This window comes from Marinoscillum luteum (assembly GCF_044005705.1).
In the GTDB taxonomy this organism is placed as follows: domain Bacteria; phylum Bacteroidota; class Bacteroidia; order Cytophagales; family Cyclobacteriaceae; genus Marinoscillum; species Marinoscillum luteum.
In genome coordinates, this window is the sequence record NZ_JBIPKE010000005.1 from 1 (window position 1) to 25,257 (window position 25,257).

Genomic DNA, 25,257 nt, shown 5'->3' on the forward strand with positions numbered 1-25,257 from the left:
TGTCCCATCAGGGGTGATCTCTACAGTGTAGGTACCATCGCCATTGTCAGTGAAGTCCGTCGCACTTCCATTGGCTACATCTACTTCACCAATCACAAAACCGGTTACCACCTCACCAAAGTCTACGGTAACATTGTAAGGCGTCGTACTGTTGACTGCTACAGGTTGTCCACTGATCGTAGCAGCAGGGGCAACAACATCTTCAGTGATTATTTGCTGTGCAGTAGTAGTACAACCATTGTCTGGATCGGTGATCGTTACCGTATAAGTGCCTGGATCACTTACAGTGGCTGTGGCGGTTGCCGCACCTGAATCGATCGTGCCATCACCTGTTGTCCATGCATAAGTCAAATTACTGGTACCACTGTTGTCTGTGGCACTCGCTGTAAGGTCGGCAGTGGTTGTCGTATTGGATAATATAGTAGTAGTGGAGCTAATGCCCTCACCACTCGGCGCTGGCTTGTCTTCAGTAATAACCTGGGTATCGGTTACCGAACAGCCATTGTCAGGATCGGTGATCGTCACTGTGTAGGTGCCTGCTGCACTCACTACCGCTGTGGCGGTTGCCGCACCTGAATCGATCGTGCCATCACCTGTTGTCCATGCATAAGTCAAATTACCTGTCCCACTATTGTCTGTGGCACTCGCTACCAAATTGGCAGTCGTCGTACAGGTAACTTCGGTGGTGCTTGGGGTAATGCTCTCTCCACTTGGGGCAGACTTGTCTTCGGTAATAACCTGGGTATCGGTTACCGAACAGCCATTGTCAGGATCGGTGATCGTCACTGTGTAGGTACCTGCTGCACTCACTACCGCTGTGGCGGTTGCCGCACCTGAATCAATCGTGCCATCACCTGTTGTCCATGCATAAGTCAAATTATCTGTCCCACTGTTGTCTGTGGCACTCGCTACCAAACTGGCGGTCGTCGTACAGGTAACTTCAGTGGTGCTCGGGGTAATGCTCTCTCCACTCGGGGCAGCACCCACTGTCGTGGAAGTACTAGAAGTAGCACTAGCTGCTGTACAACCGGAACTCGTGTAATTAACACTTACAGTTTTGCTTCCGGGTGTAAGATACTGCAGGGTCACAGTGTTATCAGATGCAGTACCTCCGGAGGTGATGGTATAGTCAGTACTTTCAGTTCCTGGAAAAGTCCAGACATAACTTGACTCTCCCGATTGTGTGGTATAAGTAACGTCCGCTCCTGTACAAGCCGCTGCTCCAGGTTGGGCTGTAAACGTCACAGTAGGTCTCAAACTTACCGTAGTAGCCGAACTGGAAGTGGCGCTAGCCGCACTACACCCCCCAGCATTCTCATAATTCACTGCTACTGTCTTGCTTCCCGCTGTAAGATATTGCAGCGTGACAGTGTTATCTGATGAAGTACCTCCAGAGGTGATGGTATAGTCCGTGCTTTCTGTGCCCGGAAAAGTCCATGCGTAATTACTCTGCCCTCCCTGAGTTGTATAAGTGACATCAGTTTCAGTACAAGCAGCAGCACCAGGTTCCGCTGCAAATGTCACTGTAGGCAAAGCTGAAACAGTTATAGCATCCGTATTGCCTGAAGATGCACTTGTAGAATTTCCACTTAGCGTAATCGAATTAATCGTAAGGTTCGTAGTACCTGCTGAAGTTAGTACTGGTGTATTAAATGTCCCACTATTCGTACCACCACTAACAGTCATCGCCACATCAGTAGCAGCCTGTGGATTGGTAGTAGTAAGTGTATAATTTATTGTGTATGCTCCATCAGCCAGGCTCGTGGCACTAACGGTAACCGTTGATGCACTTCCCGCACAAACATCAGTAGCCGTAGTGCTTAAACCCGTAAGGTCCGGACCTGCCCCTGAAACTGTAATGGTAACAACATTACTTAAATCGGAGCAATTGTAACTCCCAGCTGTGGTTATGGCTTCTCTTACAAAATAGGTTGTTTGGGTTAAGCTTCCCGGACTATACGTATTGGAAGTAGCTCCACTAATATTGGTATAGCTGGCTCCATCTGTACTGGACTTCCATCGATAGGTTATGGCTGTTCCGGTTGCGTCAACTGATGATGTTAATGCTGCGGGGGTGTTTCCACTAGTTATTGCCTGATCATTTGCGATCGTTCCGGGGTTAATTGCCAAAACGGTTAAGGTCACACCTGAAGAGGTTACCACCCCGGCATCATACCCGGTGACCAGTACCTGATATAAATAACCATCCATGCCAGTTACATCAGAAATCGCAAGATTAGCGGTAGTTGCCCCTGAATAAACCCCACCATTGGTTACATTAACATAGCCACTTCCCGTATTAACCTGCCATTGGTAACTTTGAGCATTAGAAGCACTTACAGAGAAGGAAGTGCTTTCACCTGAACATTTGGTGGATGCAGCCGGCTGGGAATTAATAACCGCCGCAGCTCCTGCATTATAAATCGTTATTGAAATGTTATATACGCTCTCGCAAGAAGTGGCTCCGGTTATGGTAAGCTGGCCGGTATAAGTGCCCGTTGCGGCAGCACCCGGTACGGTGACACTGATCGGAGAAACAGGCAACGTCGTTGAAGCCACATCCACAAAACTTTCATTTTCCGCAGAAATGGGAAAAGCTATCGAATAATTTGTAGGAGAATTTTGAGCATTGGTATAAGCAAAGCTGGCCGATGTGGAGCCGCTCACCACAGAAACATTCGTGGATGTGAGGTCCACTGTTGGCGAAGGCAGTTGATTATCAAAATCAACACTATTAGAAGAAATAGCATAACAACTGGCATCAAGGAGCCTAAATGCTTTTACGTATACCTCGATCAAATCCGAAGTGAGTACATCACTGTATAAGGTAATAGCGGAGCCATTGCCTATGGCTTGCTGACCGACTGAAACCCCGGTGTTATCGACCATTTCGTATATAACCAACGACTGAGAAGTCGTTAAAGTGAGCTCACCCTGAGTACCATAACAATAAGAAAGATTGGTATCGGAAAAAACAGGTTCAGAAGGCGCACTACAAACCACCTCTACTCCTGTGCTTGGTGAGCTTTCACAACTTGCACCAGTAGTGGCCGTAACAGTCACCTCTGCTCCTGAGTACAGGCTGTAAGACTCGATTCCTGTAATCGTCCACTGTCCTGTTGTGACTGCACCCACAGTAGCTGTCTTGCCGGAAATTTCTGCTCCATCCACATATAATTTGATCAAATCCCCATCTACACCCGTACCAGAAATACTGGAAGAACCTTCGACAATGGGATCAGTGGTTATCGCTATTGCATTGCTATTGACAGCTAAAACCGTGACAGGATCAGAATTGGTAGTTAAGGAGCCAATGGTAGCTCTCGCTGTAATAACATTTGATGCAGAAAAACTACCACTTGCCGACCAGGTTCCGGAGGTAACGGTGGTGGCGCTCCCTTCGGCCACCCCATTTTTATAGAGTTGAATACTTGTCCCATCCGCATCAACCGACGTACCCGTGATGGTTAGCGCTTGAGTGCCTGTGACACAATAAGTACCAGTAATCGTTGGTTTTTTAGGTGTGACAGGATCAGCCTGAACCGTTTTTGCTGCTGAAGTAGCCGGACAGGATGTAGCGGTGTTGACTGCCACTATTGTTAAAGATTGACCTGCTGCAAGGCCTGAAACTGTCAGGTTTTGAGCACTTCCTGTACCTGTGGCGGTGAAACTGCTCGCCACACCATTCACCCAAAGCCTGAGTGATGCGCCACTTGCTCCTGTTATGGAAATGGTAGTGGTGGACTTGTAAACAGTGGCTGTATTGATAGTGGGTACTGTAGAAGCCGTACAGTTATTGTTTTGAACCGCAGAAGGCAGTGAGTTACAGCCCGACAAACTAATCACTACATAATAAGCACCATCTGGTACTTTGACACTACCAGAACCATGGGTATAGGTAAAAGTAGTCCCTGTTGCCGAGAAAGGGTTTGAGGTAGTCCCCCCGGTCAATAGAGTTCCATTAGCTTTATAAATGTATACATCGTGGGTTCCTGTCACTTTGGTTCCAGTAAGGACCTTATCACCATTACCAATTGCATCTAAAGTGGGAGTAGCTGGTGGCGTACAGGAGGTAATCACTGTTTTGGAACTACAGTTGGCTATAGAAGCTCCTTCATCTGGGGCGGTAGCCGTTGCCGTGATAACATCTCCATTGACTAATCCCGAAACTCCAGTCAAGGTCCAGGATTCATTATCCACTGTGGTAACAATAGGCGAACCTAAGACTGATCCATTTTTATAAACCTGAATGCTGGTCCCGGCGAGTTCGGTTGTAGTTCCACTAATGGAAGTAGAAGAAACTGTTACTGGCCCGGTAAGCGTTGGGCAGTCTGACCGGTCCTTTGGGGTGACCCCATTCTGAATATCGTCAGCAGATGTGGGCGTATAATTATCAATAATATCTACCAGGCACCCAAATAGGCTTCCACAAGCTGAGTCGTCCACTCCTCCAAGGTCAGAGGTGGCGTTGTTACAAAGTGCTGGTGAGGGATTCATCTGCGTGATAATAACCATTCGTAATGGTGTGCTACTGGTGATCCCAAGCCCGAGCCCTTCAAGATCTGAAAAAGGGATGTAAAAGTCGTAAAATGAGTTGCGGGTACCCGTAATGGTCGAAAGGGTAAAGGATTTCTGATAATTTGTGTGTCCCGTATGAGAAACAGCTGCAGCTCCGGGGCATCCTCCGTCTACATTGTAAACGTACACTCCAAAATTAGTTTGCAAATTAACCTCCACTTCAAACCCCGGATTACTTGTCGTTGCAGTGGGGTCTGCGTTGGGTCCTGTAAAACCAAACTTCTGATCGGTATCGATCAGAATACTATATCCTTTTGAGTTGGGTGCACTGCTTCCTATTCGTAACCTGAACATCAGGTTATTGCTCGCATCGAGGTAGTATTGGGCTGGATCCTCTACCCCACTGTCCACAAAGTCTGAGAACCCACCGGATGGACCTTTCGTCAAATCCGCAACTGGCTCAGCACCAGGAAATATCATTTTTTGATAAGGGATTTCACTTTCCGATTGATCGCTGTACACAAATCCTTTGGTGGGCGCATTGATATTGATGGAAACGAACCCGTCTCCGTCCGGATCCAACACCGCGTTTCCGGGAGAGGTTGCCGGATCATAAATGAGTCCTGGAGTCTGAGATAAGGCTCCGTAGAAGATCCCGAATGTAAAAACAACAGTGAGTAAAGATAGCTTGTTGAAGTGCTTCATATGGTAAAGAGATCAGAATCTCGAGTGTACATTTCCAATAGTAAAGGTACAGCCTCTAATGTGATGAAATCAGAGCTTTTTGATGACTTCACTTAAAAACTAGACAAAGAGATGCTATGTACCGCCCAATGTGTTAAATCCATCGCCCAATACAGCTCTAATCCTGCTGAACCGAAATAGTGTGAGTCACAACTCACAAAAGACCTCACAAGACATCATTCTACAGGATCCTAATCTCTGTTCTACGGTTTTCCTGATGTTCCTCGGCTGAACAGTTCACCCCATTTACGCAACGATTGACTGGTTTGGATTCCCCATAACCTTTCGGAGTGATCCTTGTTTTGTCGATTCCTTGATTGATCAGGTACTGAGTAGCAGACTCTGCCCGCCTCTGTGAAAGTCGTAAGTTATAAGCATCCGACCCACGTGAATCTGTATGTGAGCCAAGCTCTATTTTGAGATGGGGATTGTCTGTCATGAAGCCAACCACTTTATCCAGCTCCACCTCGGATTCATCCCGCAAATCAGCGCTATTCACATCGTAGTAGATATGATCCAGGCGAATACTTTCCCCTACCACCACCTTCTTGAGACGTACCTCGTGCGCTTCATTCCCCTGATAAGTCTTGGCTACTTGAAAGGTGTCACGTTTGGAGTAAAATCCATCTGCGGCAGCAAACAATTCATAAGTTTCTCCGGGTGTGACTTCATAAACATGCTCACTTTTCGAAGGCTGAAGAGTCTTATGAGCGTCAATCGATTTTAAGTAATACACAGCATGGCCGATTTCCTGGCCCGACTCATCCAATACTTTGATCTCCAAATCAGGTACAAAAAGGAATAATTCTATTTTCTTGGCGCCTTTAAAATCAGGGTCGATATGAATCCTGAGGCTATCCTGAACCAGTAACCCACTTTTAACCGGAAAAGCTATTAACGTACCTGTATAGGTTGAATTGATAGAGAAGGTATTGGACATTCCGGTATTCACAGACTCAAAAACCCTACCCAGAGAGTCTAGAAATATTACATTTGATTCGTCCACAGGCGCATCGCTTACTAGGTCCTTAACCACTCCCGAAAGTGTATAAAACTGAGACTGAAATGAATAGATATCATCATTTCCCATACGATCCGATGAAAAATAGCCACTACTGAATGTTTCATCGGTGATTAGTCCAAAATCATCCTGGCTACTGTTAATTGGTGCTCCCAGATTTACCGGTTTCTCGGAATCACCCCAGGGATTGATAACAAACACATCCAATCCACCAAGTCCTGGCCAAAAATCGCTAGCAAAATAAAGTCTCTCCCTCTGAAGGAACGGAAACATTTCGTTTCCTTGGGTATTAATCCTTTCACCAAGATTGACAGGCACTGACCAACCAGAATCCTGAGCTACAGAAAAGTATAGGTCAGTTCCTCCAAAACCTCCAGGTATGTCAGAAGCGAAAATGAGTGTGTCTCCGGTAGGATTTATCGTCGGGTGACCAAAAGAATAACTCGTGATATTGTGTTCGAATGGTTGTATATCCACCCAAGACTGATTCTCTGAACGAGTGGCAAAATAAAGTTGGAGTTTAGAAATCCCATCTTCCTGTCTGCCGAGCTTGTTCTTGATCACATGATTTCTGGTGAATACTATCTTTTGATCCTCATTATAGAGTTGACCGGGACCTTCATGATACGCACCATTTAAGTCCGCAATGGGTGTAACATCATCCAAAGAGTCACCCGGACTAAAACTATAGAAATTCAGTTGCGTCCCAGCTAAAATTGAAATCAATCCATCTATTTTTTTGCCTGGCCGATAAATAGGCTATACGATCTCCATAATACATAGGACCAAAATCACTTCTTTTGCTGTTTATCCTCAAGCTGGTCACCTTATACAGCATACTGCTTGCAAAAAACTCATCCAACCTGGCTAAAGACTCTGCCCTAAAATCCCGCGCTTTCCCTTCATTTAACTTTCTAAGAACCTCTGCGGTCTCCTCATACTTGGCATTTTTGCTCAACTGTTGGGCCAGAGCATAGTAGATATCGTCTGATTGAACACTATCTGTCTGCACCAACTTCTTAAGCCAACGCTCAGCTTCTACAGAATTATTCAGCTTTAAATAACACCTGGCAATCTGACTAATAACCTCAGTCTGAGTAGAGTCCTGTAAGAATGACTCCATGTATAAATTCTTAGCATTGACGTAGCTGAACTTGTCAAACTCCAAACCTGCTCTTCTGTTGACATTGAGAATAGGAAGATTCTGAGCCTGAGCAAAATCATTGAGAATAAATAAGACAAGAATAAATAATAATCTGCGGGTTCCCTGGTTGGATATTGAACTCATGGCTGAAAGATATGAGTTTATTGCTATGATTAAAAACGCTGCGAACCGGTTATTCATCGGACTGCTCGCTACCAATGGGCTTACACAGTAACAAACAGTGGTAGGCCATGAAAAGAGCGCACAGCCAATGATAACCGACCCATCATTGCCAAATGGCTGTCAGGAAGCGCGAAGAATTTTTTCCATTTTCTTACCCTTTGCCAACTCATCTACCAGCTTGTCTAAGTAGCGCACCTGCTGGGTAAGAGCATTCTCAATTTCCTCTACCCTATAGCCACAGATCACCCCTTTGATGAGGTGGGCGTTGGGGTTCAAAGTGGCCGCCTGAAAGAATGTTTCAAAGGTTACCTTTTCCTCAATGAGTGCGTTCAGCTTGGCTTCATCATAGCCAGTTAGCCATTCAATCACCTGATGCAATTCATCCTTGGTTCGACCCTTTTTCTCCACCTTGGTGATGTAATGAGGATAAACTGAAGCGAAGGTCATTTTTGCTATGCGTTCATCGTGATGTGCTGTACTACTCATAACATTATACTTTAAGTTGAATAAATGTATCCATCAACCAGCTTTACTCCCACTTCAGGTATTTCTGCCAGTGATGTTGTTCTTTGAATCCTAGTACCTCCCGGATTTTTCGATTGGAAAACAAGGCCTCATGCCCCACCAATTCCCGTGTAACCGGCACTCCAGGAAAAAACCTTTCTGCCAACTCTTTACTAGGAATAATGGCGCCATTGTGATCGTTTCCGGCATTGAAAACCTGATAACCCAGGCCGTCCTTTTTCAGACATAAATCCACAATCTGTCCCAGATCACGGGCATCAATATAGCAGAACGCATTCCTGCGCCGCACTTCGGGTTTTTTGAAATACGCAGGAAAAAGTTCAGCGTATTCGTGAGGTTCAATCACATTGCCGATGCGTAGGGCATAAATATCAAAGCCTGACCGGCGCTGGAAGGCACGGGCAGTCTTCTCATTGACCACCTTGGATAAGCCATAGCTATCCATGGGGTCCACATCATAGTCCTCATCCAACGGTAGTGAATGAGGGTTAGTCTGACCGTCAGAAAAACAAACACCATAAGTCGTCTCTGAGGAAGCAATCACAATCTTCTTTATGCCAAGCTTTACAGCCGCTTCTATCACATGGTAAGTGCCCATGGTGTTCACCCTGAAAGTTTCATTATCTGGATGGATTAGAATACGGGGTACCGCAGCAAAATGTACCACAGCATCAAACTTAGGAACACCACCGCCCGGCTCCAGTTCATCCAGCCCGGCATACGAACTCATGGCGTTAAACATTTGCCCGGAATCTGTAATGTCAGCAATCAGATTGTCCACCCCGGGATGGTCCAATGGCTTGAGGTCTACATTCAACACCCGGTGTCCCTGATCCAGTAAATATGGTATCACATGCTTTCCGGCTTTACCCGATCCTCCGGTGAAAAATATACGTTTCTTAGTCATGCATCTCCTGAATTAATAGAGAAGCAACTTACTCACCAGTGAAAATAAAGCCAAGATTATCAGGAAATAAAGCGAACATGGGTCCGTCCGTTCCGGTCACAGCAGAGATATTAATTGCGCATACTTCACCATCCGACAGGCCTTGGTAATGAGTTAGATAACGATCACTCAATCCCAATGATCAAAAATTCTGTTCTTCTATTCATCTGATGCTCCGCCTCAGAGCACTCTCTTCCAGTGCAATCAACCACGGGTCGGGTAGCGCCATACCCCTGAGGAATGAGTTGCTTATCAGCTACCCCTTGTGAGATCAGGTAATCAAATGCGGCATTCACACGCATCTGAGACAGATTGAGATTATACTCATCACCTGCGCGACTATCCGTGTGTGAACTCATCTCCACTACCACCCTAGGGTGGTCCAGTAAAAAGCCTTTGAGTTTGTCGAGTTCTGTCACAGCCTCTGGTCTCAGGCCATACTTATCCAGGTCGTAGTAGATTGGTTGAACCCTAAAATCCATACCCATATAGTCTTCATGCACATTGAGGCCTATATCCGCACCAGGCAAATTGGCCAGAGAATCATACATGCGTAGCAATGCATCTATGGCAATTGGAAACTTCATTTTCACAGATGGCTCCTGGTGCAGCCTGATGATGACATCAGCTTTATAATCAGAACCCACCAATACCTCTTCCGACAACAAATAGCCAAATTTCCCGGATTTCACCGCCCACACTAAACCAGGAAGTATGGGCACCTCAAAAGCTCCATCCGAATCCGATCTGGTGTATATTTCGGTCTGGCTGACGGTATCCAGCAAGAAAACATCTGCCTGAACAATGGGCTGCCCTGTTCGGGCATCCAGTACAAAGCCTCTTCTTTCACCCTCACTTCTTGTAAATGAAAACTCATATACGTCATCTCTATTGGAGTCTATTCTGGCCGAGGTAAAATATCCATGACTGAAATCATCATTGGCCACCAGGCCAAAGTCATCACGCGAGCTATTGATAGGATACCCAACGTTGACAGCCTCACCCGTTGGTTCGTAATCTGAGCTAAGATCAATTGAAAAGATATCCAGGCCGCCAAGGCCGCCCATTCCATCTGAGGCAAAGAAGAGCCTTTGACCCACAAGTGTAGGAAACATCTCCCGCCCTTCAGAATTCACTGACAATCCAAGATTCTTAGGAGTCATCCACTTACCCTCTTCTTTATACGAAATATAGAGGTCAGTCTCGCCAGCTCCGCCGGGCATGTCTGAGGTAAAAATCATTATACTCCCTTCATCATTCAGTGCTGGATGCCCTACGGAGTAGCTGTCCGAATTGTGCTCATACGGGGTTATGCTTTCCCATTGTTGCTTCTGCTCGTTATAGGTCGAAAAGTAAATTTTGAGCCGAGTCACTCCCTCATCATCCCGCTTGATTCGCTTGCCACTGAAGTTGTTTCGGGTAAAGGCTATTCGGGTATCTCCATCGTAAAAATCAGCAGGTCCTTCGTGGTATTTGCTCTTCAGACTCTCATGAAAGTAAGTAATCTCACCGGTAGTATTATCTAAATAAAACAAGTCCAAAAATCGGGATTCATCCCAATTGAAATCTACTTTCACCCACTCCCTATCCAGCGTTCGGGAAGAAACAAACAGTAATCCTCCTCCATACATGACCGGGCTAAAATCAAGTCCCGGAGTATTGCAATCGAGTCTTCTGATGGTATAGTTGGCTGAGTCTGTAAAAAAAGACGAAAGATGCTGTAGGGCATCAAGCTTAAGGGGTGTGCGCGCATCATCACTGAGTGCATTCTTATAGTTTTCGTACCAATACTCGGCTTCCCGATAGTTGTTATTGCTCAAAAGAGCTTCAGCAAAATAATAATGGTAAATAGGGGGAATGTGGGGCTGATCGGCTACAGTCCTCAAGTAGCGCTCCACGCTATCGGGCAGGTTCAAGTAGCGATAGCAGTCGGCTATTCGCAAGGTGAGGCGCAGGCTATCTTTGGTGTCTTTAAGTGTTTCCCGGTATAAATCCGCTGCTTTGGCATAAGAAAACTGCTCAAACGCCCTATCTGCTGCTCGCTCTGTACGAATGGTAATCGTCTGTCCGGTTACCAGGATCGACATCACGCAAATAAAGGATAATGTTAAGATTGGTTTCATGCTTCAACTTGATTTGTCGCTGAGAGTTCTTTTTTGGCCTCCACCGCCTGTGCTCTTAGTTTGAGGTAATGTGTTAATCTTATTTCGATAGGTAGCAAGCACAGCGCCAGTACGAGGTTGACTGCCACCTGGAAAATAGGGGTCTCTCCAGACACAGTAGTGAGATATGGCTCCAGTTCTGTATGCACATACTCAAATGCGATAAAGACACTTATGTAAACCATCAGTCGGATGGCAAACTGATTTTGTAGCCTTCCTGAAAGAAAATATGTGAGCCAGACGATCAAGGTAATTGCTGCAATCTGGAGCAGGTAAAACCACCACATTTCCCAGTAGGGGTAATTCACTCTGAAGGTAATAGCTGTGTATTCATCATCCCACAGGGCCTCATGATCAGACTCCCGCACCCGAAAAGTGTAAGTACCAGGATCCAGATTGGTATACGTAGCATAATTACTCTTCTCCACGGGTGACCAGCCTTTATCAAACCCAACGAGCATATACTGATAATAAATAGCCTCAGGGTTTCGTAGGTTGATAGATACAAAATCAAAAGTAATGTGATTTTCATCGTAGGGGAAGGTCAAATCGGAGGGTAGGATATCGTCCAGCTTGGCCTTACCACTATATTTAAGGAGATCAGTCGCGTTATAGAACAGACGAAGGTCTTTTATATGCGTATGTCGTTTGGCTATTTTAAAATTAAAATGGGGCAGGTTCACTTTTGTCACTCCGTAAGGATTCCCGAAAAAGATATTGCCATGTCTGTCTTTACAAACCGAATTGAGCTCAGCTTCGGTTTCTCCCAGTTCGCCGGGATGGTGAAAGGTTCTGATGAGGTCATACCCTGGTTGAATGAGACTAATACCAAGCCTATGCCCCACCCAAATCTGGCCGATATCATCTACCACCGCAGCGTTGCAGTAGTTGGAGAGTAATCCATCCTTTGCTGTAAACTGTTTAAAGTTCTCACCATCAAACCGATAAATTCCTGACCCCTCTGTGGTGATCCATATATTCCCATCGGCGGACTGTGTGATGGTATTGATATCAAATGCAGGGAAGATCTCATCTTTGGAAAGAAATTGCATTTCACCGCCTTTTGGCAAAAGCGCCAGCCCGGTGGCGTGGCTCCCAAACCATACGTTGCCCGCCTGATCCGGGAATATTGCAAAAATTTCATTGTGATAGAAACCTAATCGGGTATTATACAAATTGATAAGCTCTCCCGATGGCTTGATGTGGTAAACACCGTTTCCAGCTGCTGATATCCACAGATTACCATCGTTGTCCTTTACTATTTCCCTTATCAAATGATGCTCCATCACATCCTTGGGTGCCAAACCTATTCTTTCAATTGTTTTTTGTAAAAGGTTGACCTTGATGACCCCATCTCTGGTCCCGGCCCAAACCACTTCTCCATCCACCAAAATAGAGGTAAATGAATAGTCTTGCGTGTATTTGAGGGGCTCAAAGATCAGGCTATCCCGCATGGCTTTATGATACGCATGCACGAGCCCCTGCTCGGTGGCCAGGATCAGCTCATCCTCTCGATAGTTGGCAATGCTATGGATTCCCTGCACTGCGAGTGGCTTGTAAAGTTCATAGTGATGAAAGTAGGCCCTGTTTAGCTGTACCAGCCCCCTTCCGAATGTACCTACCCAGATCTCATTTTCATGGTCTACATACACCTCCCCTACCTGATTACTCTCAAATCCATTTTGCTTGTTAAAAAACGTGATGGCCGTTACTTCTATTCCATTGAGGTCTACTTCAACCAAACCGTGATTTTTAGTACCCACCCAGAGGGTATTGAGGTCATCCTTGGCTATAGAACTCACTTGCACGTGAGCCGGAAACCCTTCCACAGGTTTGATGTCCCTGGACTCCAAAAAGTGTGAGTAGAGCCCATCATTGGTCCCCAACCACACCAAATTTTTCACATGATCATCCTGAAAAATAGAGTTGATTTGTAATCCCTTGGTACTTTCCAGAAATCCAAGCGAGGTTAATTGATCTCCTTCGACTTTAAGTTCTAAAAAACCCTCATTGGTAGCTACATAAATGAAGTCTTGGTAGACCATAAAATCATAGCTTATTAACTGATCAAAAATCGAGTGGCTGAAGTGGGTCACTGAATCCTCTTGTACCCGGATCAACCCTTTGTTTTGTGTAAGGCCCCAGATGGTTTTCTCCCCATGAGACCTAAGCCTGTTCACCTTATTGGGCAGATCCTCTTTGGACACAATCTTCCTGTACCTGCCGTGCTCCACAATACTAATCCCACCCTCATAATAGCCCATAAAGAGGTGACCATCTGACGAAACCACAGAAGCAGTCACCAAGTTGTTGATAGCGCTATCTTTAGCATTGAGATTGAGCATTTGTTTGCCGTCAAACCTGTACAGGCCGTCATCCCCACCAACCCACAAAAAACCATCCTCATCCTGGATGATGGTATAGATAAAAACACCATTGAAATCCCGATCAGCATTGTACACCAGCATCGAAAAATCTCTGGGTCCTGAATAGAGTGTGGTGAGTATCGTTACAAATCCTAAAACGAATAAAGTAAATTTTTTAGTTATCATCTTCTTCACTTTTATACCTCACGTCTACCTTGTATTTAAATTTGGGCGGCCCTCCTACAGGCACTGAAAAGAAGGCAATGGCTTCCTCATATTGATTGGTAATGTAGCACACCATGTCATTCCTTGAGGTTCGCCCTTTTACTATTTGTAAGTCTACGGTCGTGTTTTTTTCTTCATCGTCTATGAAATGCATGCTCCTTCCCCACTTTTTATTGGCCGAAGCGACAGCCCGATGCCTGTTTTTAGAAATGGAATAAATCAGAACCGAACCTTCGTTATCAAAATCGAAATTATTCTGGGTAATGGAGACTACTCTCTTGTCTATGAATGGATAGAGATGCGCCACTGAACCTTTCGCCTCTGGAAGCCTAAAAGAATATTCATAAGTAAAGGCATTAGCGCCCTCCACTTCCTTGTTTTCATAAGGCTGTGTGCTCAAAAAATATTTATAAAGATTACCATCATCGCCGCTAATGCCCTCCGTCACTACCTTAAAGACCCTGCCACCAAGCTCCGGTGCATCCTCTCCTTCTAATGGGTTAAAGGGCCCAAAAGAATACCAGTCCTCATCATACCTGGACTCATTTCCGAAAGTCTTGGTCGCCAGCATGCTCCCACTTTTATAATTTCCAACCGGATTAATCTGTTTGGCATCTTTGTCACTGTGGGTGCCTTGCCCCCCATAAACCGAGAATTTCGTCCGGCTATTCCACTCTCCATTCTTCTCATCGAGCTGGCCACCTACTTCAGGGTCATATACCCTGATGTACACTGGTTTTGTGAATGTTTCAGGTACAATAAAAAAGAATACTTGACTAAAGTCATCATCTCCCCATCCAGGGTTACTCTCCTGACCAAAAGTGACGAGATAGGTAATTTGCTCAAACTCACTGGGAACCATCTGACCATACCCCATGAGGCAAGATGTTGCCAGAAATAGATTCAATATCACTCTTAATATTTTTCTCATCTGATCACTGTTTTAGATAACTGGACAACCTCTCCACGATAGGTGAATATGGCAAGCAATCTGATTTGGATGGCTCCCTTAATAAAATCTCCTTCAATTTGGTCTCCCATGTAGTACTGACCATCTATATCCCAATAAAACCTGGCCGCTTCAATTTCGGAGGCAGCGCTGAGTTCCGCAGATAGTATTTGTGCTGACTCCTCCACGATATCCAACTCCACGGATGGTCTGATCTCCACGTCCACATAATACTCATCCCGAAAATGTGTCCCAGAATAAGGATCGGTCACTGAGAGTATGGCTTCATAATCGCCGATTTCATCGTAGCAATGCTCCGAAACGATGCCCAGTTTCCTTTGGCCATCACCAAAATCCCAGGAATAGATCAAATTCTTGTTTTCTGACTGCACCGAAGGCCCCAGGTCGAGAATCACACAGTTTTGTAATGACAGATAAGACGGATAATCTCCTCCTTGCTGGACGGTATCAGCCACCGGACTCATCAATTGAAAAAATAGCAGCAGGGTCTTCATTTCTTGAGGTCTAATTTTGCTACAAGTTATCCTTAGAAAAGAAGCCCTCAGACATTACTCGTTGAGCTGGCTCATTTATCAGGTGAAGTCAAAAAAAATACCGATGGTGCCCCATCGGTATTCAAATCTATTGAAGTGTAATATTAGTATATCAAAGGTCAAATATCCCTGGCAGCCACAGGCTCAACTCAGGAATGTAGGTCACCAGCATCAGCACCAGGATCATCACGGCAAATAGCGGAATCAGTGGCTTCAGTACCTTTTGTAAGCTGACTCCAGCTACACTGCATCCCACGAATAAAACGGAGCCCACAGGTGGTGTACACAATCCTATGCAGAGGTTGAGCACCATCACAATCCCAAAGTGAATGGGATCCATACCCAGAGCCGTCACCACTGGCAGGAAGATGGGAGTAAAAATGAGTACTGCAGGTGTCATATCCATAAAAACACCAACGAAAAGTAAAATCAAATTGATAATCAGCAGGATTACTATCGGGTTGTCACTCAACGTTACCAGGAAATTACTCACCTCCTGAGGAATGTTCTCATAAGCCATCACCCACGACATCCCCATAGAAGTACCAATCAAAAGCATGATAATGGCAGTGGTTTTCACCGTATCCAGTAGTACTGAGGGAAGTTCTTTTACCTTTAATTCTTTATAGATGAGGGTCAGCACAATCGTATACAGCACCGCAATGGCAGAAGCCTCCGTGGCTGTAAAAAAACCAGCGACGATACCTCCAATCACAATCACCAGCAAAAACAAACTAGGAACAGCATCCAGCAATTTTCTGGCCCCTACCTTAAATCCTACCCATTCGCCGGTTTTATATTTTCTTTTGAATGCAATGGCTCCGGAAACCATCATCAGGCCTACACCCAGGATGACACCAGGTACATAGCCAGCCAAAAACAAAGCTGCAATGCTCACCCCCCCACTAGCCAAAGAATACACAATGAGGATATTACTTGGCGGGATCACCAAACCAATGGTAGCACTGGTGAGGTTCACTGCTGCTCCAAAACCTTTGTCGTAGCCTTCCTTTTCCATACGGGGTGTCATGAACCCTCCGATAGCTGATGCGGCCGCCGCGGCTGACCCGGAAATGGCCCCAAAAAACATACAGGCGATGATATTGACAAACGCCAAACCACCCGGAAGACTGCCCACCAATACCTTGGCAAAATCCACCAGTCTTCTGGCTATCCCGCCCCGGTTCATCAGCTGTCCGGAAAGAATAAAAAAAGGAATGGCCAATAGCGCGAAGCTATCAAGGCCGGTAGCCATACGCTGCGCAATAGTAGTGAGCGCCGGCATGGCAGGTATACTCACCATTAGCGTGAGTGCGGTAGACAGACCGATGCTCACGGCTATCGGCACACCTATTGCCAACAACAATAAAAAGCTTGCTACAAGGAGTAATATCTCAGTTATTGCCATTGGACTCTGTGTATATAAGGTAATAAATGCTATAATAAATCATCAATGCTCCACTAAGTGGAACCGCCAGGTACACGTATCCCATAGGCAGCTGCAATGCGGAAGAAAGCTGCTCCAGCTCCAGCGTCACATAGACCAGATTGCTCCCGCCTATGATCATGACGAGCAGTGCAAAGAGTGCGACCGAAAAATGAATAAATCGCATCACCCAAATAAATCTGGCACCCTCGAGGGATTTTGGAAGTATATCTATGGCCATGTGCAGCCCCTGGCCCGTGGCATAGCCCGAGCCAATAAGCCCTACCCAGATCAGGAGGAATCCGGCCAGCTCGTCCGTAAACCCACTGGGAGCATTCAGTAAAAACCTGGAAGCTACCTGCCACAGTACGTTGAGCACCATCACAGCCATCAGGAGTACCAATATTTTCTCTAAAAACCTGTCAATCTTATTTTTCATCTGCCAATGCTCTAACCCTCATGATAAGTTCAAATTTTTCCACATCGTCTTTGTAAGCTTCATAGATCGGATTCACCACGGACGAAAAATCCTCCTTCTCGGGAATAATAATTTCCACTCCGGCAGCCTTCACCGCGGCCAGTGATTCCTTTACCGACTCAGCCCATACCACACGCTGGTAACTCACCGACTCAGTAGCGGCCTGCTTCAGCCATTTCTGTTCTTGCTCACTGAGTCTATTCCACCATACCATACTTACCAGCAGCACATCCGGCACACTGGTGTGCTCATCGAGGGTATAGTATTTGCAAACTTCATAGTGCCTGCTGGAATAAAAACTGGGGGGATTGTTTTCGGCTCCATCCACCACTCCCTGCTGCAAGGCCGTGTAGAGCTCACCAAAAGAAATGGGCGTGGGTGACCCACCCAGTTGATTCACCATGTTTACCGCAGTGTTACTTTTCATCACCCTTATTTTCAATCCTTTGAGGTCTTCTGGCGTGTATACTGGTCGGTCTTTAGTGTAAAAACTCCTGGAACCAGCATCGTAGTAGCATAGCCCACGAAACCTGTACTGCTCTCCCTGTCCCAATAGCTCTTCGCCTATCTCGCCATCCAACACCCGATACATGTGCTCCTCACTTTCGAAAATATAGGGCAAACCAAGCACCCTGAAATTAGGAGCAAAATTCTCCAAAACAGCAGCTGACACCTTGGTCATAGCCAGACTTCCTATCTGCAGAAGTTCCAGTGTCTCACGCTCATTGCCCAGCTGACCAGACGGGTAAATGGTCATTTTCATCTTTCCTCCGGAGATTTCTTCCAGCCGCTCGGCCATAAAGACCATGCCCGTATGCACCGGGTGACTCACCGCCAGACTATGTCCGAGTTTAAGCTCTCGGGTCTCAGAAGAAGTGGCGCAGGCAGACACCAGTGCTGCGCAGATTAGAATCAGTAAGTACCTCATTAAGCTCTTATTTCTTTTACTAGGGAGACGGCCACTTTTGTCATATTTTATATTATCTAATAATCTTACCGGAAGTATTCCCTTCCATCAAATCAACCACATTTTCACGAGAGACCATATTCACATCTCCCTCCACGGTGTGCTTAAGCGCACAAGCTGCTGTAGCAAATTTTAATGCCTGAAAATCATCCTGATACGAAAGCAATCCATAGATCAGACCTGCTGCAAAAGCATCGCCTGTACCTACTCTGTCCACGATATGCGTCACATCCAGGGTATCAGTCTTCAGATACCGCTTCCCGTTCCAGACTTTCCCCTGAATACTATTGTGAGAAGCACTGATCGTCTCCCGTTTTTTATCAAAAATCTTTTTTACCCGGGGGCATTTGTCCATCAACGCCTGGGCTGCCGACTGAAACTTCCCGTCTTTCTCAGCTTCCACATCGATCCCGAAAATTTCAGCTATGTCCTGCCGACTGGCCAACACTATGTCACATCCGGCCACTAGTTCCGGCATTACTTCCTGCTGGGTCTTGCCGTAGTTCCAAAGATTTTTTCTTGAATGAATATCTGCGGAGACCATGATTCCCATTTCATTAGCCGTTTTGATCGCTTCTGCACAGCAAGCCAATGCTCCTTCTGAGATGGCCGGTGTGATCCCCGTCCAGTGAAACCAGTCGGCATCCTTGAATACCGCCTTCCAATCAATCATCTCCGATTGGATTTTGGCAAAAGCCGAGCCGTCACGCTCATACACCACCTGACTAGATCGATGAACAGCTCCCTTCTCCAGAAAGTACTTGCCCATCAACTCACCTCCATAAAGCACCCAAGAGGTGTCTAACCAGTGCTGCCTCAGAAACTGTGTCGCAGACCTGCCAATGATATTATCTGGAAACCTCGTAACATGAGCGGCTTGCATGCCCAGATAAGCCAATGACATAGCTACATTAGCTTCACCACCTCCGTATGCCAGCTCCAGATTTGTCGCCTGGGAAAATTTGGCAAAACCCGGTGGGGATAAGCGCATCATCACTTCTCCAAATGTGATTACTCTGCCTTGTTTCATATGTCTTGCTGTCTTTTCATTTAATTTAATGATTCGACACTTACCGCTCAAATATCATTTCGCAGGATACTCCCACCCTTTGTTTATTTTCAAACCCCAAAGGCTAGAAATTAAAATAATTTTTAGCATTGTGATAACAGATATTCTGAACCTGAGCACCCAGCCATTCCATATCGCCAGGCAACTCCCCATTCTCCACATCCTTTCCGATCATATTGCAGAGTATCCGTCTGAAATACTCATGCCTCGGAAAGGAAAGAAAGCTCCGACTGTCCGTAAGCATGCCCACAAATCGACTGAGCAGACCCATGTTGGACAGGGCATTGATCTGCCTCTCCATCCCATCTTTCTGATCCAGAAACCACCAGCCAGAACCATACTGCAGCTTACCTGCAACGGAACCATCATTGAAGTTTCCAATCATAGTGGCCATGGCTTCATTGTCCGCCGGATTGAGGTTATACAGTATTGTTTTCGCCAGTTGATCGGTATTATCCAATCTATCCAGAAAACGACTAATGGCTTTGACCTGTGAAAAATCACCAATGGAGTCAAATCCGGTATCGGGCCCCAGGGTCCGCATCATCCGAGTGTTGTTATTGCGAATGGCTCCTAAATGAAACTGCTGAGTCCATCCTTTGGCATGGTACATCTTACTCAATTCTACCAGAAGCGCCATTTTAAACTGCTGAACCTGATAACCGGAGAGGGTCTCGCCCTTGAGTATCAACTCGAAAAGTTCAGACGGATCTGCCGCCCCCAACTCATAGAGCTGTTCCAACCCGTGATCAGACAAACGACCACCCACTTCATGAAAAAAATCAATTCGTTGTTGCGAGGCTTTTAACAAATCTTCAAATGAAGTAATCCCAAATCCAACCAGTTCTTCCAGTTTTCTCAGATAACTTTTGTAAGCCTTTGGGTTCTCCACCGCATAGAGGTTGTCCGGTCGGAAAGTGGGCAACACCTTAATGGGGAACCCTTCCTGCTGAAGTTGCAAATGATATTCCAGATTTGAAATGGGATCATCAGTGGTACAGACAACTGTTACGTTCATCTTAGCCATGAGGCTCCGCACCGAAAATTCCGGAGTATTGAGTTTGGAAGATGCCTCCTGATAGATCTGCTTGCCTGAAGCTGGCTTCAGAATGTCTTTAATGCCAAAATAGCGCTGGAGCTCCAGGTGTGTCCAGTGATACAAAGGATTTCTGAGAGTATCGGGCACTGTGGCCGCCCACTGCTCAAATTTCTCTTCAGGAGATTTGTTTCCGGTCACAAAGGACTCATCCACACCGTTGGTACGCATGGCGCGCCATTTGTAATGATCCCCTTCCAGCCAGGCCTCAGTGATATTATTGAATATCCGGTCTTCCGCTATGTCTTTTGGAGACAGGTGACAGTGGTAATCGATAATGGGCATTTGCGCCGCATAGTCGTGATAGAGGGTCTGCGCCGTTTTGGTTTCTAATAAAAAATCCTCACCAAGAAATTCTTTCATCTCCAAATTTTAGTGTTCAGTGTTTAGTAAAAGAAGCCGGTGAAGAACTCGTATGAAGTATGAAGAAGTAATACAATTTTATTCCTTCACCGGGCTTCTTTTAAATCTTGATTATCGGCCCATCCAGCCACCATCTACGGTGACGATGGACCCATTCATATAGTTAGACGCACCGCTGGCCAAAAAGACCGCCGGCCCCTTAAAATCTTCAGGATCTCCCCATCTGGCCTGAGGAATTCTGCTCAAAATAGAATCGCTCCGATCTGCATCCGACCTAAGTGCCTTGGTATTGTCTGTAGCAATATAACCAGGAGCGATGGCATTCACGTTGATTCCTTTCGAAGCCCACTCGTTTGAAAGGGCCATATTCAGCTGGCCAATTGCACCTTTACTGGCTGCATATCCGGGCACCGTGATCCCTCCCTGAAAGGTAAGGAGTGATGCAATAAAGATAATTTTCCCTTTACCCTTGGCTATCATATGTTTACCTACCTCACGGGAGATCACAAACTGGGAATTCAGATTCACCTCGATCACTTCATCCCAATACTCGTCTGGGTGCTCTGCTGCGGGCTTTCTCATGATGGTGCCCGCATTGTTCACCAGTATGTCTATCTGGCTATTCTCATCCATCAACTTCCTTAAAAAAGCGTGGACAGACTCCCGATCTGAAAAATCACTCTGATAGGCTTTGAAGGACCTACCACGGGCCTGAATAGCCTTCTCTACTTCACTACCCGAAAGCTCCAATGAAGCCGAGACACCAATAATGTCCGCTCCTGCTTCTGCCAATCCCTCTGCGATGGCCTTACCAATACCCCGCTTGCAACCGGTCACCAGGGCCGTCTTTCCGGCTAAATTAAATGAGTCTAACACCATTATCGTATTGCTTTAACGTCCTGACCATCCATGTCCGTGAAAGCTTTGTTTTCACCCGCCATGGCCCAGATAAAAGAATAATTAGAAGTACCTGCCCCGGAGTGAATAGACCACTCTGGCGAAATCACCGCCTGTTTATTGTGAATGGCGATGTGGCGTGTCTCCTGAGGGTCTCCCATGAAGTGCATGACCAACTGATCATCAGCCAGGTCGAAATAATAATAAACCTCCATGCGTCGAAGGTGCGTGTGTGGTGGGAAAGTGTTCCAAATACTTCCTGTCTTCAGGGCAGTGAAGCCCATCACCAGCTGACAACTCTGAATGCCCCCCTCGTGTATAAACTGGTAAATAGTCCGCTCATTGCAATTTTCCTTTGTTCCCAGATTGACCTCATTGGCATCAGCAAGACCTGCTTTCACAGTCGGGTACTCATGATGAGCAGGGCATGAATTCACAAAGAATTCTGCTGGCGTGGCAGCATTACCGCTTGCAAAAGTGATTTCTTTTTTGCCCTTTCCTACATAAAGACATTCCTTGTTGGCGAGGGTGAAAGACTCTCCATCCACGACCACCACACCTTCTCCTCCGGTATTGATGATCCCCAATTCACGACGCTCCAGGAAGTAGTCAGCTTTGGTAAGGTCCTCGTATACGGGCAGCTTGATGGCCTCCTTAAGGGGCATCACACCGATGGTGACCATACGGTCATACATAGAATAAACCGCAGTGATCTCACCGGGCTGCATCACCTCAGGAATCAAAAACTCTTGTCTGATGTCTTCAGTCGTGTAATTAAGAAAGTCATTGGGATTGGTAGAAAAGCGTATTTGATTCATCCGATAATAAGGTTTTAATAAATGCAAAATTGATCTCAGGGGTCTGTGGCACCGTCTTTCATGTGACATGAGGCTCACCCCTCAAATTTAATACTGTGTAATTTATACACAGTTTAATGAATTCACAATAACTCAACACTTTTTATAGCTTATTTTATCATTATCAAAGAATATCTCCTTAAATATCTATTTCTTGATTCGATAGAGTTCCGGCCCACCCTTCACTCCTATCTTCTTTTCATTGGTAGGAATCACCAACCCTGACTGAAGAATCTTCTTTCGGAAATTTCTCCGATCAAGCGTTTCGTCCAGGATGCTTTCATAAAGATCCTGCAGTTCTTTCAATGTAAACTTGTCTGGAAGCAATTCTCCAAAGATGAGATTTTGATCAAGGCTGCCCCTCAGTTTATGCAGCGCATCTACGGCCAGTTGATCGTGATCAAAGCCCAGTTTTGGAAGCTTTGAAAGTGAATACCATTGTACATCAGACACATAATTCTTAGCGATTACTGGATGGTTTTCTGGTTTGATCAGGGCATAAAAGCACACAGTGAGCACACGCTTCACCGGGTGCCTGTCCACACTACTATACGCCTTCACCTGCTCCTGATGTACATCGTGGATTCCTGTGAGGTTGAATAGCACATTATTCACGGACTCTTCCAGGGTATGGCCCTCATCCATAATACCCCCCGGGAGCATCCACTGATCTTTAAATGGATCAATCGCCCGCTTGACCAAAAGCAGCCTGAGTTCATTGTCCTGAAAGCCAAAAACGGCACAGTCTACTGTGATGGTGCACTCGTACGAGCTAGAGGATACGGTAGTAATGGTTAGTGATTCCAGTGTCTTGTGATTCAGTTAGTGATCGATCAAAATTAAGAAAAAAGATTTCCCACATCCTAATTATACATAATTGACCTGTCTGATGCTTTAAAATCATTCAATGCCACCCATATGAGCAGTTTAATAAAACCCGGCTCCCTTGGAGCCGGGTATGTGACCAACCAAAATGGCTGATCTGCCTTAGTATCCTTAAATATTGGCCTCTTACTTGTGCTCAAAAGCTCCAAGGTCCGGTGCTGAACCGGAATAGTCCAAACCTACATCTACCCCTTTATCTATTAGATCACTATCAGATTGGAGGTGCAGGTATTGCACATCGGGTAGGCTACCATCTGCCTTTCTAGGAGCAGACAGTGCATCCAGATCAATACTTACAAAATCTATCGCAGAAGCCTCCAGACCATCCTGCCAACTGTTATTGGTAATATCAGTGGCTGTGGCTTGGTAACTATCCCCACTACCGCCCGCAAATGACAAACTGTTTTTGATGGTGAGCGATGATGCAATGTTGGAGCTCCCAAAATTGATGTTTCGCCCGTTGCTGTGAGCTGAGCAGTTATACATGATCACTGTACCCCTATTGCTATTGTGATCAAATCCATCTACAATATTGCCGGCGGCAATACAATTGGTATATAGGGCATTGTGTTTCAGAAGCTTATCATCACTACCCCCCGTTTTAAAACCATTACCATCGCCACCACCAATGGTTCCATCTTTTAGCATCCCATTTTTGAATGCCCAGCAATTCACGTAGGTGGTCGTAATGTTATCCGCTCCGCGCAGGTATCCATCCCATCCATCATCGAGGTTTTGCCAGGCTCTGCACCCAATAAATTTGTTGCCATCTCCTGCATCCAGCTTGCAGGCAAAACCATCAGCATTTTCGATGGAGGAATCTGCATTATAAAACGAATCACAATTCAATACGGTGTTGTGGCTTGCGCCATTACCAATCTGAAGACCGGTGTCTGCATTTTCAGAAAAAGTGCAAAACTCTATCAGGTTGTAATTTCCGCTGATAAACATCCCATTGTCTCCCGCACCAAAAACATCAATACCCTTTACATACCAGTAGTCACCGGATAGTTGTAAGCCACGGTTACCGGAGTTTTCGGCCATCGATGAGAAATCAAATTTTGGTCGTTCTGTATCCTGAGGATGGGCAATGAGTGAAATCAAATTACCCTCAGCCCCATCACGGCTTAGGTTAATCTTGGTGGAGAAAGTGTAAGTGCCTCCTCGGATATAGATTTTATCCCCAGGATTTGCATTGACAATCGCATTGAGAATGTCCTCAGCTGTACCCACGATGGTTCCGTCGGTACCTTCAAGCACCCCTGAGATAGAAACAGTTTTCTCACCCACTATTCCTGATGCATCTGTGGCCGATGCTCGCACGGTGACGGATCCATTTTTAATGGGGGTCAAAACACCTGATGCTGAGATGTTTGCCAGGGTTTCGTCCGAAACAGACCACACCACTGTTTGATTGTTAGCATTGATCGGTAAAATTTCAGCACTAAAGGCTTGGGATCTGCCATCAGTAATATTATTTCCTGTTATCGAGATATGCTCCACCAATACCACCGGAGACATTATACCCGAGACATTAAATGATTTCTGAGTGGTTACTCCAGAGCCATCCTTTGCAGACGCTGTGACGGTAACCACCCCATTGGATACAGCAGTCAAGAGGCCATTTTCACTGATAGTGGCCACCGACTCATTTGATACTTTCCATTCAACCATTTGATTGGATGCATTGGCGGGAAGAATAACAGCCGTAAGCTGACTGGTTTCCCCGTCTTCTATAAAATCGCCTTTGATGGAAATGTGGCTAACAAGTATCTGAAGCGGTTCCTCATTTTCCTTGCAGGACACAAAAATGACTAACAAACCAAGTAACAGACCAACTATGAATCCCGAATCAACCACTATGCCTCTTTCTATATCCATT

General features: G+C 45.8%; 18 protein-coding genes. All 18 read right to left on the reverse strand.

The features are described from left to right. Positions 1 to 5,223 (reverse strand): beta strand repeat-containing protein (locus ACHKAR_RS00235; protein WP_395415688.1); only part of this gene is annotated, 5,223 nt, incomplete at its 3' end. A 220-nt stretch (positions 5,224 to 5,443) separates the two neighbouring features. After that, a complete protein-coding gene (locus tag ACHKAR_RS00240; protein ID WP_395415689.1) occupies positions 5,444 to 7,009 on the reverse strand; it encodes an OmpA family protein in 1,566 nt (521 codons plus the stop codon). After that, a complete protein-coding gene (locus ACHKAR_RS00245; protein WP_395415690.1) occupies positions 6,969 to 7,571 on the reverse strand; it encodes a tetratricopeptide repeat protein in 603 nt (200 codons plus the stop codon). The genes ACHKAR_RS00240 and ACHKAR_RS00245 overlap by 41 nt, the downstream gene beginning before the upstream one ends. A gap of 159 nt (positions 7,572 to 7,730) precedes the next feature. Then, a complete protein-coding gene (locus ACHKAR_RS00250; protein ID WP_395415691.1) occupies positions 7,731 to 8,096 on the reverse strand; it encodes a DUF2200 domain-containing protein in 366 nt (121 codons plus the stop codon). Between the two features lie 43 nt (positions 8,097 to 8,139). Continuing rightward, the gene (locus tag ACHKAR_RS00255) at positions 8,140 to 9,042 is read right to left on the reverse strand and encodes an NAD-dependent epimerase/dehydratase family protein (RefSeq protein ID WP_395415692.1); all 903 of its coding nucleotides are present in this window, start codon (positions 9,040 to 9,042) and stop codon (positions 8,140 to 8,142) included. Positions 9,043 to 9,206: 164 nt separating this feature from the next. Then, positions 9,207 to 11,204 carry an OmpA family protein gene (locus ACHKAR_RS00260; protein WP_395415693.1) on the reverse strand — a complete coding sequence of 666 codons (1,998 nt, stop codon included), beginning with the start codon at positions 11,202 to 11,204 and terminating at the stop codon, positions 9,207 to 9,209. Further along, positions 11,201 to 13,795 carry a ligand-binding sensor domain-containing protein gene (locus ACHKAR_RS00265; protein WP_395415694.1) on the reverse strand — a complete coding sequence of 865 codons (2,595 nt, stop codon included), beginning with the start codon at positions 13,793 to 13,795 and terminating at the stop codon, positions 11,201 to 11,203. The genes ACHKAR_RS00260 and ACHKAR_RS00265 overlap by 4 nt, the downstream gene beginning before the upstream one ends. Next, entirely contained in the window at positions 13,785 to 14,765 is a 981-nt protein-coding gene (locus ACHKAR_RS00270; RefSeq protein ID WP_159584382.1) for a hypothetical protein, read from the reverse strand. The genes ACHKAR_RS00265 and ACHKAR_RS00270 overlap by 11 nt, the downstream gene beginning before the upstream one ends. Next, the gene (locus ACHKAR_RS00275) at positions 14,762 to 15,298 is read right to left on the reverse strand and encodes a PKD domain-containing protein (RefSeq protein WP_395415695.1); all 537 of its coding nucleotides are present in this window, start codon (positions 15,296 to 15,298) and stop codon (positions 14,762 to 14,764) included. The genes ACHKAR_RS00270 and ACHKAR_RS00275 overlap by 4 nt, the downstream gene beginning before the upstream one ends. Before the next feature lie 151 nt (positions 15,299 to 15,449). Beyond that, positions 15,450 to 16,745 (reverse strand): TRAP transporter large permease, encoded by a 1,296-nt coding sequence (locus tag ACHKAR_RS00280; RefSeq protein ID WP_395415696.1) that lies wholly within the window; start codon positions 16,743 to 16,745, stop codon positions 15,450 to 15,452. Further along, positions 16,732 to 17,202 (reverse strand): TRAP transporter small permease, encoded by a 471-nt coding sequence (locus ACHKAR_RS00285; RefSeq protein ID WP_159584388.1) that lies wholly within the window; start codon positions 17,200 to 17,202, stop codon positions 16,732 to 16,734. Before ACHKAR_RS00285 ends, ACHKAR_RS00280 begins: the two co-directional genes overlap by 14 nt. After that, positions 17,192 to 18,169: a TRAP transporter substrate-binding protein gene (locus ACHKAR_RS00290; protein WP_159584390.1), complete on the reverse strand. Its 978-nt coding sequence runs from the start codon at positions 18,167 to 18,169 to the stop codon at positions 17,192 to 17,194. Before ACHKAR_RS00290 ends, ACHKAR_RS00285 begins: the two co-directional genes overlap by 11 nt. Positions 18,170 to 18,221: 52 nt before the next feature. After that, a complete protein-coding gene (locus ACHKAR_RS00295; RefSeq protein WP_159584392.1) occupies positions 18,222 to 19,238 on the reverse strand; it encodes a sugar kinase in 1,017 nt (338 codons plus the stop codon). A 103-nt stretch (positions 19,239 to 19,341) separates the two neighbouring features. Then, complete coding sequence (uxaC, locus tag ACHKAR_RS00300; protein ID WP_395415697.1) at positions 19,342 to 20,736, reverse strand: glucuronate isomerase; 1,395 nt, start codon at positions 20,734 to 20,736, stop codon at positions 19,342 to 19,344. Positions 20,737 to 20,847: 111 nt separating this feature from the next. Further along, positions 20,848 to 21,612, reverse strand: coding sequence for an SDR family NAD(P)-dependent oxidoreductase (locus tag ACHKAR_RS00305; protein WP_395415715.1), 765 nt, complete (start codon positions 21,610 to 21,612; stop codon positions 20,848 to 20,850). Between the two features lie 2 nt (positions 21,613 to 21,614). After that, complete coding sequence (gene kduI, locus ACHKAR_RS00310; protein WP_395415698.1) at positions 21,615 to 22,451, reverse strand: 5-dehydro-4-deoxy-D-glucuronate isomerase; 837 nt, start codon at positions 22,449 to 22,451, stop codon at positions 21,615 to 21,617. Between the two features lie 186 nt (positions 22,452 to 22,637). After that, on the reverse strand, positions 22,638 to 23,312 hold the full coding sequence (locus tag ACHKAR_RS00315; RefSeq protein WP_370519078.1) for an NUDIX hydrolase: 675 nt from the start codon (positions 23,310 to 23,312) through the stop codon (positions 22,638 to 22,640). A 189-nt stretch (positions 23,313 to 23,501) separates the two neighbouring features. Next, positions 23,502 to 25,256 carry an Ig-like domain-containing protein gene (locus ACHKAR_RS00320; RefSeq protein WP_395415699.1) on the reverse strand — a complete coding sequence of 585 codons (1,755 nt, stop codon included), beginning with the start codon at positions 25,254 to 25,256 and terminating at the stop codon, positions 23,502 to 23,504. Between the last annotated feature and the right edge of the window lies 1 nt (position 25,257).